The 13,557-nt window shown below is 39.9% G+C and carries 12 protein-coding genes; 11 read left to right on the top strand and 1 reads right to left on the bottom strand.

Features of this window, described 5'->3' with window-relative positions; translation table 11 throughout:
- Window position 1 precedes the first annotated feature (1 nt).
- The 10 genes from BM146_RS02510 (at window position 2) to BM146_RS02465 (ending at window position 10,783) form a co-directional block, all read left to right on the top strand.
- Window positions 2-664 (top strand): amino acid ABC transporter permease, encoded by a 663-nt coding sequence (locus BM146_RS02510; RefSeq protein ID WP_074883911.1) that lies wholly within the window; start codon window positions 2-4, stop codon window positions 662-664.
- Between the two features lie 2 nt (window positions 665-666).
- Window positions 667-1,437 (top strand): amino acid ABC transporter ATP-binding protein, encoded by a 771-nt coding sequence (locus BM146_RS02505; RefSeq protein ID WP_074883908.1) that lies wholly within the window; start codon window positions 667-669, stop codon window positions 1,435-1,437.
- A gap of 20 nt (window positions 1,438-1,457) precedes the next feature.
- Window positions 1,458-1,844, top strand: coding sequence for a VOC family protein (locus BM146_RS02500; protein ID WP_074883906.1), 387 nt, complete (start codon window positions 1,458-1,460; stop codon window positions 1,842-1,844).
- Between the two features lie 38 nt (window positions 1,845-1,882).
- Complete coding sequence (locus BM146_RS02495) at window positions 1,883-2,872, top strand: PLP-dependent cysteine synthase family protein (RefSeq protein ID WP_074883904.1); 990 nt, start codon at window positions 1,883-1,885, stop codon at window positions 2,870-2,872.
- Between the two features lie 117 nt (window positions 2,873-2,989).
- On the top strand, window positions 2,990-3,925 hold the full coding sequence (gene cysK, locus BM146_RS02490) for a cysteine synthase A (RefSeq protein WP_074883901.1): 936 nt from the start codon (window positions 2,990-2,992) through the stop codon (window positions 3,923-3,925).
- Between the two features lie 94 nt (window positions 3,926-4,019).
- The gene (locus BM146_RS02485; RefSeq protein ID WP_074884357.1) at window positions 4,020-5,207 is read left to right on the top strand and encodes a MalY/PatB family protein; all 1,188 of its coding nucleotides are present in this window, start codon (window positions 4,020-4,022) and stop codon (window positions 5,205-5,207) included.
- 37 nt (window positions 5,208-5,244) lie between these two features.
- Window positions 5,245-6,417, top strand: a complete 1,173-nt coding sequence (locus tag BM146_RS02480; protein WP_083413370.1) for a trans-sulfuration enzyme family protein — start codon at window positions 5,245-5,247, stop codon at window positions 6,415-6,417.
- A 194-nt stretch (window positions 6,418-6,611) separates the two neighbouring features.
- The gene (locus BM146_RS02475; RefSeq protein ID WP_074883899.1) at window positions 6,612-8,078 is read left to right on the top strand and encodes an extracellular solute-binding protein; all 1,467 of its coding nucleotides are present in this window, start codon (window positions 6,612-6,614) and stop codon (window positions 8,076-8,078) included.
- A gap of 10 nt (window positions 8,079-8,088) precedes the next feature.
- The gene (locus tag BM146_RS02470) at window positions 8,089-9,813 is read left to right on the top strand and encodes a methyl-accepting chemotaxis protein (protein WP_074883895.1); all 1,725 of its coding nucleotides are present in this window, start codon (window positions 8,089-8,091) and stop codon (window positions 9,811-9,813) included.
- A gap of 73 nt (window positions 9,814-9,886) precedes the next feature.
- The gene (locus tag BM146_RS02465) at window positions 9,887-10,783 is read left to right on the top strand and encodes a LysR family transcriptional regulator (RefSeq protein WP_074883893.1); all 897 of its coding nucleotides are present in this window, start codon (window positions 9,887-9,889) and stop codon (window positions 10,781-10,783) included.
- Window positions 10,784-10,867: 84 nt separating this feature from the next.
- Here BM146_RS02465 and BM146_RS02460 read toward each other — a convergent pair whose 3' ends face one another.
- On the bottom strand, window positions 10,868-11,221 hold the full coding sequence (locus tag BM146_RS02460; RefSeq protein ID WP_074883889.1) for a PilZ domain-containing protein: 354 nt from the start codon (window positions 11,219-11,221) through the stop codon (window positions 10,868-10,870).
- Between the two features lie 322 nt (window positions 11,222-11,543).
- Here BM146_RS02460 and BM146_RS02455 point away from each other — a divergent pair, with 322 nt between their 5' ends.
- On the top strand, window positions 11,544-12,728 hold the full coding sequence (locus tag BM146_RS02455; RefSeq protein ID WP_074883886.1) for a nucleotide sugar dehydrogenase: 1,185 nt from the start codon (window positions 11,544-11,546) through the stop codon (window positions 12,726-12,728).
- Window positions 12,729-13,557: the final 829 nt, after the last annotated feature.

Raw genomic sequence — 13,557 nt, 5'->3', positions numbered from 1 at the left:
TATGAACGAGAGAATTGTAACTGAGTTAATTGAATCATTTGGAAAGCTGTTTTGGGCCGGAGTAAAGGTGTCAATCCCTCTTACGGTAACTTCATTTTCAGCGGGGCTTCTCATAGCATTTTTAGTTGCTCTTGCACAGATAGCCAAGGTGCCAATCTTAAGGAGACTTGTGAGGATTTATGTCTGGATCATAAGATGCACACCGATGATCGTTCAATTATTTGTAGTATACTTTGGACTTCCAAGCATTGGCATCACATTAAATTCTTTTTTTAGTGCATGGCTCGTAATGTCACTCAGCGTAGGAGCTTACTGCTCTGAAACAGTGAGAGCAGCAATAGAGTCAGTTCCAGCAGGACAGCTTGAAGCCTGCTACTGTGACGGACTTACATTCTGGCAGGGTATGATATATGTCATAGTTCCCCAGGCGCTGAGAACAGCATTTCCACCACTGTCCAATTCGATAATTGGTCTGGTGAAAGATACATCACTTGCTTACAGTGTTGCATTGGTGGAAATCCTTGCTACAGCTCAGAGAATAGCAGCAAGAACCTATGATTATTTCTGGCTTTATATGGAGGCAGGTCTTATCTATCTAATCATCTGTTCAGTTCTTACAATACTTCAAAGTAAGGCGGAAAAAGCACTTGAAAGGAGAAGATAAGTATGCTGGAGTTAAAAAATGTACATAAAAAGTTTGGCGAAACGACAGTTCTAAAGGATGTGAGCCTCAAAGTAGACAAAGGAGATGTTGTAGCAATACTTGGTCCAAGTGGCTCTGGTAAAACAACTTTTTTAAGATGTGCAGGGTATCTTAACAGAGCTGACAGTGGAAAACTTATTATCGGCGACGAGGAATATGACCTTAAGAAGATTAAGGGAAAAGATTTACTTAGATACAGAAGCAGAGTTGGTTTTGTTTTTCAGAGTTTTAATCTCTATGGAAATAAGACGGCGCTTGGAAATGTTACTTTGGGACTTAAGGTTGCCCAGAAAATGAAAAAAGAAGATGCGGATAAAATAGGGCGAAAGCTTCTTGAAAAAGTCGGGCTATCAGACAGAGCAGATTTTTATCCATCTAAACTCTCTGGCGGACAGCAGCAAAGAGTAGCCATAGCAAGAGCACTTGCTACAAACCCTGAAGTCATCTTTTTTGACGAGCCAACATCAGCACTTGATCCTGAACTTACAGGTGAAGTACTAAATGTTATAAAAGAACTGGCTGATGAAGGGGTAACAATGATAGTTGTAACCCATGAGATGGAGTTTGCAAGAAAAGTAGCAACAAAGGTTGTCTTCATGGAAAATGGGGAAATTGTGGAAGAGAACAATTCCAAGGATTTCTTTGAGCATCCGCAAAAAGAGAGAACACGAGAGTTTATCTATAAGTCCAGCACTTGGGCAGCAGATGCCCAGTATGACGGAAGTGGAATTTGACAAAAAGGGGATTTACAAATATGTATCTGAAGAATGTAGGAATTTTTGTAGAAGATCTTGAGGGAGCAAAAAAATTTTTTGAAAGCTATTTTGGAGCTAAAGTATTAAAAACTTTTGATAACCCAGCTAAGGAGTACTATTCATATATTCTTGAGTTTGATGGTCAGGCCTGGGTTGAACTTATGAAAAAACCTGAGACTGTCAGTCTTCCAAAGGATCCAAACAGACTGGGACTGGCACATATATGCTTTAAGATTGATACCAGAGAAAAACTTAATGAGATCATCTCCGGGTTTAAAAAAGATGGTTATAAAATTCAATATGAACCAGAAAACGAAGACGGTCCCGGAGAAGTAAGAGCAATAACTTTTGAAGATATAGTAATTGAGGCCAATTACGGATATTGATATAGATACTAAAAAATAGTCTGACAGGGGATAAAGAAATGGCACATATTGTGAAAAATATCGCTGAACTGGTAGGGCACACGCCACTTTTTGAATTTGTTAGATTAGAAGAAAAATACGGATTAAAGGCGACAGTACTCGGCAAACTTGAATATTTTAATCCGTCCGGGTCAATCAAGGACAGGACAGCACTCAACATGCTGCTTGATGCTGAAGAAAAGGGCCTTATAAAACCAGGGGATACAATAGTTGAAGATACTTCAGGAAATACAGGAATTGGACTTGCTGCGTTTGCTGCCAGCAGAGGGTACAAGCTAAAGATATTTCTTGAAGAAGATCAGTCAATCGAAAGACGCAAGATATTAAAGGCATATGGAGCTGACGTCATGTTTACCAGTCAGGTTCCGAGAATAAAAGAGGCGAAGGAAGCCGGAATTTTTTCTATGGCTTTTTATCAAAAAGCAATTGAAGAATACTGCGCAGCTCAGGAAACAAAGCATTTTTTTATAAATCAAATGTCAAATGAATCAAATCCAAACGTACATTATTCTACGACAGGTCCTGAAATATGGAATGATGCAGATGGCAAAGTGGATATCTTAGTGGCAACAGCGGGAACCGGTGGAACAATAACAGGATTATCCAAGTTTTTTAAAGAGAAAAACCCTGATATCAGGATAGTGGCAGTACAGGCTGATAAAAAATCAAGAACAGGGTCATCGGATAATCCAAAAACAATTGATGGTATCGCTCCGTTCTATGGTGATGACATTAGAAATGAATACAAAGCTCCATTTATGGTGTCATTTGAATATGATGAATGTATTGAAGTCAGCGGAGAAGATACATATAGCACAGGACGGGATATTGCCAGAACGGAAGGAATTTTCCTTGGACAGTCTGCGGCTGCAGCAATGGTGGCTGCAAAACAAGTCGCACAAAGGCCTGAAAATGAAGGAAAAAATATTGTAGTAATTTTGGCAGACAATGGAATGAAATATCTTAGTACGCAGATGTATGATAAGTAACTTTTAACTCTGCCTATAAGCTTTGTTTAATTTCACAATGAATCTTTCTGTGCTAATATTTATTTAACAAAACAAACGCAGATAAAAAATACTTTAAAATACATGGAGGAAATCATCATGGCAGACATCAAAGAAAGCGCATTAGAACTCATTGGGGGAACACCACTTCTTAAACTTAACAATTACAGCAAAAAGGCAGGAGCTACAAACGCAACACTTCTTGCCAAGCTTGAATACTTAAATCCAGCCGGATCAGTAAAAGACAGAGTTGCTCTTTCAATGATCGAAGATGCTGAAAAGAGCGGAAAGCTTAAACCAGGAGCTACAATCATTGAGCCTACTTCAGGAAATACCGGAATTGGTCTTGCAGCAGTTGCAGCAGCAAAGGGATACAGAGCAATCCTTACACTTCCTGACACAATGAGCGTAGAGAGAAGAAATCTTCTTAAGGCTTATGGCGCAGAGATCGTTCTTACAGAAGGTGCAAAGGGAATGAAGGGCGCAATTGCAAAGGCTGATGAATTAAACGGTCAGATCGAAGGTTCAATCATTCTTGGACAGTTTGTAAACCCTGCAAACCCTGCAGTTCACAAAGCTACAACAGGTCCTGAGATCTGGGAACAGACAGACGGAAAAGTAGATATCTTTGTAGCCGGTGTAGGTACAGGCGGAACAATTACAGGTGTAGGCGAGTACTTAAAAGAACAGAACCCTAATGTGAAGATCGTTGCTGTAGAGCCTGCAACAAGCCCTGTTCTTTCAAAGGGTGAGGCCGGTGCACACAAGATTCAGGGAATCGGTGCAGGATTTGTTCCTGATACACTTAACACAAAAATTTATGATGAAGTTATTGCAATTGAGAATGATGATGCCTTTGAAGAAGGTAAGAGATTTGCAGTTTCAGAGGGTATTCTCGTAGGTATTTCATCAGGCGCAGCACTTAAGGCTGCAACTATATTAGCAAACAGGGAAGAAAACAAGGGAAAGAATATCGTAGTTCTTTTACCTGACTCTGGTGACAGATATCTTTCAACACCATTATTTGCCGACTAATGGTTTTTGCTTCATAATAATCTTCTTTCATAGATTGCTCCGGGGCTCATTTGCTTCGGAGCAATACTCATAATCAGAAATGGTAAAAGAGTGTATGGGAAAATATAACTTTGATGAAATAATAGCAAGAAGAGGAACTAGCAGCCTGAAATACGATTTTGGCCCGGAGAGAAAGGGAAGGGATGATCTGCTTCCACTGTGGGTTGCAGATATGGATTTTAAGCTTCCTGAAGAGATACTTTCGGATATTCAAAAAAGAGTGGCGCATGGAATATTCGGATATACAGATCCTAAGGATGATTATAAAGCTTCACTAAGACACTGGTTTAAAAAAAGACATGGCTTTGTAATAGAGGATGACTGGAATACCATAGAACCTGGCATGGTCCACTCAATTTCACTTGCCATAAGGGCATTTACTAAACCAGGAGATTCTGTCCTTATCCAGCAGCCGGTTTATTATCCTTTTATGGAGTCAATTACTTTAAATGGCCGAAAAGTTGTCAACAACCAGCTTGTATATAAAGACGGGCACTATGAAATTGATTTTGAAGACTTTGAAAGAAAGATCATTTCTGAAGATGTAAAGATGTTTATTCTTTGCAGTCCTCACAACCCTGTGGGAAGAGTCTGGACAAAAGAAGAACTTCAAAGAATTGCAGATATTTGCCTTGAAAGAAATATTTATGTTTTTTCTGATGAAATCCATTCAGACTTTGTGTATAGTGGTCATAAGCATGTTTCCTACATTACCCTTGGGGAGAAGTATTGGAAGCGCCTTATTTTGGGAACTGCTCCAAGTAAAACTTTCAATATAGCAGGGCTTCAGCTGGCAAATATTATTATTCCGGATGAAGATACCAGAGCTGTTTTTAGACGAGAAAACGAGGCAGCAGGCTATAGTCAGGGAAATGTCCTTGCAATGGCAGCGACAGTTTCTGCCTATACAAAGGGCGAGGAGTGGCTTGATGAGCTTATCTATTACCTTGAGAGGAATGTCAATTATCTGAGGAGCTTTTTAAAAGAGAATCTTCCGGAGGTTAAGCTCATTGAACCTGAAGGAACGTACCTGGTGTGGCTTGATTTTTCAGGGATTACAGATGACCCAAGAGAGCTTGAAAAGCTTATAGTTGATGAAGCAAAGCTCTGGCTTGATGCTGGAGCAATCTTTGGAAAAGAGACAGCTCTTTTTGAAAGAATAAATATAGCATGTCCAAGGGCAGTGCTTGAACAGGCGCTTGAGCAGTTATATATGGCAGTAGATAAGCACAAAAAAGCATAATGCTATTGCCGGATATTTTAATGAGAGGATATAAAAAATGGATTGTAGTGGTTGTAACAAATGTACAGAAGTCAGATGCAGCATAGAGACTAAGTGTCAGCAGCTTGACAGAAATCTTATGGATAAATGGGGAGCTATAAGCTATCCGATCTATCAGACGGCAACTTTTGCCCATGACGGATTTGGGCAGAGCACAGGCTATGATTATACAAGAATGCAGAATCCTACAAGGCAGCAGCTTGAGTCAATTGTTGCCTATCTTGAAAATGGAAAAGATGCACTGGCTTTTTCTAGCGGAATGGCAGCAATTGCTACTGTTATGGAGCTTTTTAAGCCGGGAGATCACTTTATTATTGATGAGGATCTCTATGGAGGAAGCATCAGACTTTTTAACGAGATCAGCAAAAAGAACGGGCTCACTTATACTGCAATAAGTTTAAGCACCGAGGATATCACACCTTATATAACTGAGAAAACAAAAGCTGTATATCTTGAAACACCCACCAATCCCATGATGAATGTTACTGATATCAGGAAGCTTTCAAAGATTACTAAGGAACATGGCCTTCTTCTTATCGTCGACAATACGTTTTTGTCTCCTTATTTCCAGAATCCTCTTAATCTTGGGGCTGACATTGTGGTTCATTCAGGAACCAAGTTCCTTGGAGGTCATCACGATACTATTGGAGGCTTTGTGGTTGTTAAGGATGAGGAGCTTGATGAGAGGATCCGCTTTATCTATAAAACAACAGGAGCAGGACTTTCACCTTTTGACAGCTGGCTGATCCTTCGCGGTATCAGGACTTTGGCGGTAAGACTTGACAGAGCACAGCAGAATGCCCTTGAACTAGCAGAGTTTTTAAAGGAACAGGAGCATGTCACAAAGGTTATTTACCCGGGACTTCCTGAACATCCGGGATATGAGATCATGAAAAAGCAGGCAAGGGGCTTTGGAGCTATGCTCACCTTTGAGGTGGACTCAGCAGAATTTGCCAAAAAGATACTTAATAATGTTCAGCTAATTTATTTTGCAGAGAGTCTTGGGGGAACGGAAACTCTGATAACTTATCCTATTACCCAGACTCACGCAGATGTGCCAAAAGAGCTTTTGGAAAAGAATGGAATAAACGACAGAGTGCTCAGACTTTCAGTGGGTATTGAAGGCATACGGGACCTGAAAGCAGAGCTGACAAGAGTTTTTGCAATCTGAATATAATAAACACTATACCGAGAGGACATTTTATTCCTCTCGGTATTTTTATTTCGGAAACTGCTCAAATTTTTGAAATAAAGTATTGTTAAAAACTATATTGCATAAAATACAATAAATGATATAATGACTTCTGTTTTAACCAAAAAATTATAAAAAGTTTATGTTTGTTTAATTATTTTATTGGAGGAATTATGAACAGAAAGCTATGTATGAGTGCAGGAGCTATTGGTGTGTCAGCTCTTTTGCTCAGTGCCTGTGGACAATCAGCAGGCGCAGCTACAGCAGCGAAGTCAGGCTTAAAAGAAACTGACGTGATCAGTGAAGTTAAAAACGATGCTGAAAAGCCTTCATCCATAAGAATCATGGTTGATGGAACCTTAGTAACCCAGGAAAATGGGCGTGATGAATTTGAGAAAAAGTGGGAGGACCTCACAGGAATCGATCTTGAAATAATCCAGCCGGAGCATGATGTTTACTACGAAGAAGTTTCAAAGGCATTTGAAAGTGGAGATCTTCCTGACGTTGTTTTACTTAGTTCAAATTACTATACCAAATATGCAGCAGAGGAGATGCTAGCTGATATTACACCTTTTTATTCAGGTTCAGAGCTTGAGCAGAGGGTAAAAGAAGCAGGAAATGAAAGCCTTGTTGACGGTATCAGGATAAATGGCAAGCTTTACGGCTTTTCTCCAACAAGGGGAAATGGGTGCGTTACCTATATCAAGAAATCATGGCTTGATAATACAGGACTTTCGGTACCCACAAATTTTAGTGAATACATGGAAATGTTAAAGGCCTTTTCTGAAGGAGACCCCGATGGTGACGGGATAAATGGTAACACTTATGGCGTTTCTGCAGCAGGCATCATAAATAATGAGGCACCTTACATAAACTATCTTCCTGAGTTTTATCAGGATGCTTATCCTTCTTTTTATGAAAAAGAGGATGGAACCTGGAGTGATGGATTTATGGAAGAGCCGATGAAAGCAGCTCTATTACGTCTTCAGGATGCATATGCCAAGGGTTATATCGACAAGGATATAGCTGATAACGGAACAAGTAATTGCAGAGACAAGTACTATGCAAATGAGTACGGCGTGTTTACTTATTGGGCAGGAACATGGGCAAAGACTCTGTCTGGAAAGCTTGTTGAAGCCGGAGTAAACGGAGAACTTGTTGTAATGCCGCCTCTTGCAGAGACTGGTCAGTATCTTGAGCGAGTAGCGCCTGTGTGGTGCATTACATCAGCCTGTGACAATCCATCAGGAGTTTTTAAGTACTTTTTTGAAACAATGAATGATGGTGGAGAAATGGAAGAGCTTTGGACCTACAGCCCAATATCAGATAGTTTTACCAAGAATCATATAGACCATCTTCTTGCCACAGTACCTCTTTTAGAGGATCCGGGGAAAGAGAGCATAACACCGGATCAGGCAAATGCTTTACAAATATTTAATGAAAATAGCAGGATGGCAGATCTTCCGTATAGTACTGATGCCTATTCTCTTTACAATGAAGATCTCATGGCACTTAAGAAAGAGCTTATAAAAAAAGTTGTAGTTGACGGAGCTGAAATAGAGTCTGCATATTCAGAGTTTGTGGCAGCAAATGGCGCATATATGTCCCAGGCCATTGTTGATTCGCTCAATGCAGAATGAGGAGATTAATATGAAAAATAACAGAGGAATGAGATTTAGTATTAGATTAAAAATAATAATCATGAGTATCATGATAAATATCCTTATATGTACAGTTATGGGCATTACAATTTACCGCTTTGTACATACCAGCTATGTAAAGAGCGCATCAGAGGATACTCTTGCCGTAACACAGATAGCTGCAAAACAGCTCAATGGTAATCTGCTTAGTCTTTTGGATGCAGGCGCTGACGACAGCTATGCCAATACAGTAATGCTTGAAGATATGGCGCAGGTTGTAAGTTCAGCAAATATAAGTTCCATCTATACAGCGGGAACAAGAAATGGCAGTCTTGTTTATCTTTCAAGACCTGTTTCAGACGGCATTGCTATTGGAGCAGGAGTTGAAAGCGCATTCCAGGCTGGAATGAATAAGGCTCTGACTTCAGACGGATATGTATCAACAGACATAAACAAAGCTGCATCAGGAGCTCACTACATTACAGCTTATGCTCCTATTTTTAATAAAGCAGGAGAAACAGTTGGTATTCTTGGAGTTGACTATATTGTCGATGAACTTGTTAACTCACTTAATGCTATAGTAAGGACCATAATTATTATTGGAATTATTCTTTCTGCAGTTTCTGCCCTCGTTTCTATTCTCATGGCAGGAGGAATTGTAAGTGGTCTTAACAAGGTAGAGAGAAAGATAAATGACCTTGTAAGCAATGATGGAGATCTTACACAGAAGATCGAGATCAAAGGAAACGACGAAGTAACTGATATTGCAGATGGTATAAACAGCCTTCTTGAGTATATTAGAGATGTTGTAAGTTCAATCTATACAAGCTCAAGCAAGCTTTCAGGCTCTGTTGATACAGCCCTTGATACAACAATAAAGACAAATGATCAGCTTGACACTGTATCTGCAACCATGGAAGAGATGAGTGCTGCTATGGAAGAAACATCAGCGTCTCTCCAGCAGGTTCAGGGATCAACCAGCAAGATCAAAGAAGACGTTCAGGGAATGTATTCAAGTGTCCGTGAAGGAACAGACTATGCAGGCAGAATGGAGCAGCGCGCTATGGAAATGAGACAGCACGCAGAAGAAGAGACTAATCTTGCCAAAGAAGCAGCTGATAACATGGCAGACAATCTGAATGCCAAGATTGAGAAGTCAAAGGCTGTTGAGGGCATAAGCGGTCTTACCCAGACAATTCTTGAGATTGCATCTCAGACAAATCTTTTGTCACTTAATGCCAGCATTGAGGCTGCAAGAGCAGGAGAACACGGTAAGGGCTTTGCTGTAGTTGCGGGAGAAATAAGCTCACTTGCAACTAATTCTGCAGATACAGCTAAAAAGATTCAGAAAATTTCTGATGAGGTTATAAGTACCGTAAAAGATCTTACAGATGAAGCAACAAAGATGGTTGACTTTGTCCGTGAGAAGACGGTTGACGGATATCTTCAGCTTATGGACACCGGAATACAATATCAGGAAGATGCAAAAAAGATATCTGAAATGTTAAAGAGAATGGAAACAGCATCTCAGAATATCGAGAGTTCTATGAATATTGTATCTGACGCGATGGATGATGTATCAACAGCAGTAGATGAGAGTGCAAGAGGCATCAGCGATGTTGCAGGTGCGGTATCTGAGATGTCAGATAACATGAACCAGAACAGAGAAGTGGTAAATGAAAATGCCAATATCGCTCAGCAACTTGATGGCGAGGTAAATAAGTTCAAATTCTAAAAAAAAATGTTGTGATATAGAGTGATTGTGGTATGATATAGCAGTACTTTTATACTTTAAAGGAGTAATGTGTATGACCATACTACAGCTAAAATATGTGATCGCTATCGACGAAGAGTGCTCCATGAGAAAGGCAGCAGACAGGCTCTATGTATCGCAGCCGGGACTTTCAAGTGCGGTAAGGGACTTAGAGAGCGAGATTGGTATCCAGATCTTTGAGAGAGTACATAACGGAGTGGTTACCACGGCAGCAGGTTCATCATTTATTGCTTATGCAAGGAATGCTGTTGAGCAGTTTGAAAAGGTTGAAAATAAATATTTGAATTCCGGAAGTCACAGACAGACCTTTGCGGTATCAATGCAACATTACACAATAGCTGTAAATGCATTTATTGACACAGTAAAAGAGTTTGATCTTGAGGAGTACCAGTATTCAATAAAAGAGACACAGACCAGCGAAGTAATTGAAGATGTGAAGACGTTAAAGAGTGAAGTTGGCGTTATAGCTCTCTCGGATTTTAACAAAAATACTTTTAAAAAAGTGTTTGCAGATGCTTCTTTAGAGTTCCATGATCTTTTTACAAGGGATACATATGTATATCTTCGTAAGGACCATCCGCTTGCTTTGGAAAGTGAGATATCGCTTGAGCAGCTACAGGATTATCCGTGTATGGTCTTTGATCAGGGAGACAATACTTCTTTTTACTACAGAGAAGAAGCACTTGCTACCTACGATTATAAAAAGGTCATCAGCACCAATGAAAGAGCAACTTCAATCGAGCTCATGCTTGGACTTAACGGTTATGCTGTAGGTGCGGCAATGCTCGGTGACAGCTTAAACGATTCTGAACTTACTGCAGTTAAGTTAAAAGAGGAAGAGAAGCTCACTTTTGGATATATAACCAGAAAAGGCAGTGAACTTAGTGAAATGGGACAGGCTTTTGTCAAAAAGCTTGAAGCCTATAAGTAGAAAATAAAAATCCCTTATTTACCTATGGCATCATTTAGATGCAGGTAAATAAGGGATTTTTTTATAACATAGCGACATTCTTTTTTAGTTTTCGCCAAGCTTTGCCTTTTCATCCTCTATGATTTCATAGACATCGATGCGCTGTTTAATGTCCTCGGGCATTCCGATGAACAGTCCGCCATAATGGTATCCATCTTCATTGACAGTAGCTCTGACAATTTTTATAAATACATGCAAAACTTCTTTTGTCCAAATGGCGAGATGGGCTTCATAGTTGTCACCGATAGTAAGCTGTTTGTCTGTAATAAAACCTACTCCGACACTTGATGCGTCAGTAATTTTGATATCAACTGTTTCTCCATTATCTGGACCGCCTACTTCTTTGATGATAATTTCGCCAGTCAGGTCAAGCCTTCTACTTCGTCTTTTTTCTTCCATAATTACCCCCATTATTAAAAATGAAATAACGCACCATTGTATATGCTTCGTTACTGTTCACTCGCATACAGCTCGCTCCAGTAACCACTTCGCGCATTCATTCCAAATCGACTTCGTCGATGGAATGCGCTCACTCCCGTATCAAGTTCTCACGAAATGCGCAGCTTAGTGCGCATTTCTGTCTGAACAGTAACTATGCTTCATTATACACTATTTGCTATAATAAGTGAAATTGTAAACAGCCTATGCCTGGTGTATAATCTAATATGCTGGGCAGAGTTTTTACACTGAAACAGAGCCTAATAATTTTAAGGAGATCAATATGAAAATTGCGGTAGTTGGAACCGGCTATGTCGGTCTTTCCAATTCAATTTTATTATCACAATATAACGAGGTTGTTGCAGTAGATGTCATTAAGGAAAAGGTAGATTTGGTCAACAGCAGGAAATCACCTATAGTAGATAAAGAGATAGAGGAATATCTTGCTTCTAAAACACTTAATCTTTTTGCTACAACAGATGCATCATCAGCTTATGACGGAGCTGATTTTGTAATTGTTTCTACACCTACAAATTACGATGAAAAGATGAATTACTTTGATACTTCATCAGTTTTGTCAGTTGTTGAGCAGGTAAGAAAAGAGAATCCGGATGCTTATATAGTTATTAAATCAACTATCCCTGTAGGATACACAGAAGAACTTATGGAGGAGTTTAACACAGACCACATCATGTTCTCACCTGAGTTCTTAAGAGAGGGTCATGCTCTGTATGACAACCTCTATCCATCAAGGATCATTGTTGGTTACAACACAGACAGCGAGGAAGCAGAACAGAAGGCTCATCTTTTTGCAGGAATGCTTAAACAGGGCGCTCTTAAAGAAGATGTTCAGACTCTGTTCATGAATACTACTGAGGCAGAATGTGTTAAGCTTTTTGCCAATACATTCCTTGCTCTTCGTGTTTCATACTTTAATGAGCTTGACACATATGCAGAGGTGAGAGGACTCAACACCAGAAATATCATCGATGGTGTCTGCCTTGATCCCAGAATTGGCAATTTCTATAACAACCCTTCTTTTGGCTATGGTGGCTACTGTCTTCCAAAGGATACCAAGCAGCTTCTTGCCAACTATGAAGATGTTCCCAATAACCTTATCAGCGCGATAGTTGAGGCCAACAGAACCAGAAAAGATTTCATAGCTGACAGAATATGGGCTCTTCAGCCAAAAAAAGTTGGTGTTTACAGACTTACCATGAAGGCAGGCTCAGATAACTTCAGACAGTCAGCTATTCAGGGAATCATGAAGAGAATAAAGTCCAGAGGTATTGAGTGCGTGGTTTATGAACCAACTCTTAAGGATGATCTGTTCTTTAATTCCAAGGTTGAAAGGAATCTTGAAACTTTCAAGAAAGAGTGTGATTACATAATTGCGAACAGAATCACACCTGACCTTGCAGATGTAGTGGATAAGGTATACACAAGAGATCTTTTTGGTAATGAGTAAGATTTTTATTAAAGGATATAAGAAAGTATAGTTTTGAAAAAATAATAAAGTAAGCCTTGTTTTCCTTTCAGAAAAGAAAACAAGGCTTTTGTATTATTTGTTATGGGACCGTCCGCCACCATTGACTGAACCTGAGAAAAACGCCCTGGTCTGTGAGCCGACGGTGAGGATGATGGGAACAGTAGATTCATTCATACACCGTCGGATTCAGCATTGTAGCGTTTTTCTCAGGTTCAGTCAATGGCAGGCACCTGCGGTGTGGCTGGGTACAAGTGCCTCTGGCTCTGAATCCGAGAACAGTAGGGGTGGCTGCTTTCAAGGATGCGCAGAACTATATACCCATTTCACTGTGACAATCCAGAGTTGTTGAAGAAGATATCGGAGAGATGTGGGATAAGTGCTCAAATAATGTGCTTTTTATCCTATTGATTTGACAGTCTGATAATGGATTTTGCTCCTGAGTAGGATAAATGTTTGACTTTTACTCTTTTTATCCCACTCGTATTATATAGTCATACCCATTCTTTACCTTTTCTATAGGTATAGGGTATGCTGTTGAAGATGCTGTGGATTGGTTTTGTCCCACTACCGCATAGACGGTTTCGAATAGGCTCCAACCACAGCCTCTTTGTCACAATGTTAATCAGTTAGATACCGCATGACGGTTTATGTAGAACGAGGTTACATCGGCAGAGAGTCCTGTGGATCCAATACAGCGTCAAATACTTTTAAGGAGGATCACATGTATGATCTATGTTGGTATCGATGTTGCAAAGGATAAGCATGATTGCTGCATCCTGGGATCAGAAGCCGATAATCTCTATCCGGT

Source organism: Butyrivibrio proteoclasticus (genome assembly GCF_900115735.1).
GTDB lineage: Bacteria > Bacillota > Clostridia > Lachnospirales > Lachnospiraceae > Butyrivibrio > Butyrivibrio proteoclasticus_B.
This window is presented reverse-complemented; position numbering and strand designations above follow the sequence as displayed.

Excerpts from the sequence above, each read along its gene's own strand:
- BM146_RS02510 (WP_074883911.1), top strand. The coding sequence starts at position 2 with ATGAACGAGAGAATTGTAACTGAGTTAATTGAATCATTTGGAAAGCTG.
- BM146_RS02505 (WP_074883908.1), top strand. The coding sequence starts at position 667 with ATGCTGGAGTTAAAAAATGTACATAAAAAGTTTGGCGAAACGACAGTT.
- BM146_RS02500 (WP_074883906.1), top strand. The coding sequence starts at position 1,458 with ATGTATCTGAAGAATGTAGGAATTTTTGTAGAAGATCTTGAGGGAGCA.
- BM146_RS02495 (WP_074883904.1), top strand. The coding sequence starts at position 1,883 with ATGGCACATATTGTGAAAAATATCGCTGAACTGGTAGGGCACACGCCA.
- cysK (WP_074883901.1), top strand. The coding sequence starts at position 2,990 with ATGGCAGACATCAAAGAAAGCGCATTAGAACTCATTGGGGGAACACCA.
- BM146_RS02485 (WP_074884357.1), top strand. The coding sequence starts at position 4,020 with ATGGGAAAATATAACTTTGATGAAATAATAGCAAGAAGAGGAACTAGC.
- BM146_RS02480 (WP_083413370.1), top strand. The coding sequence starts at position 5,245 with ATGGATTGTAGTGGTTGTAACAAATGTACAGAAGTCAGATGCAGCATA.
- BM146_RS02475 (WP_074883899.1), top strand. The coding sequence starts at position 6,612 with ATGAACAGAAAGCTATGTATGAGTGCAGGAGCTATTGGTGTGTCAGCT.
- BM146_RS02470 (WP_074883895.1), top strand. The coding sequence starts at position 8,089 with ATGAAAAATAACAGAGGAATGAGATTTAGTATTAGATTAAAAATAATA.
- BM146_RS02465 (WP_074883893.1), top strand. The coding sequence starts at position 9,887 with ATGACCATACTACAGCTAAAATATGTGATCGCTATCGACGAAGAGTGC.
- BM146_RS02460 (WP_074883889.1), bottom strand. The coding sequence starts at position 11,221 with ATGGAAGAAAAAAGACGAAGTAGAAGGCTTGACCTGACTGGCGAAATT.
- BM146_RS02455 (WP_074883886.1), top strand. The coding sequence starts at position 11,544 with ATGAAAATTGCGGTAGTTGGAACCGGCTATGTCGGTCTTTCCAATTCA.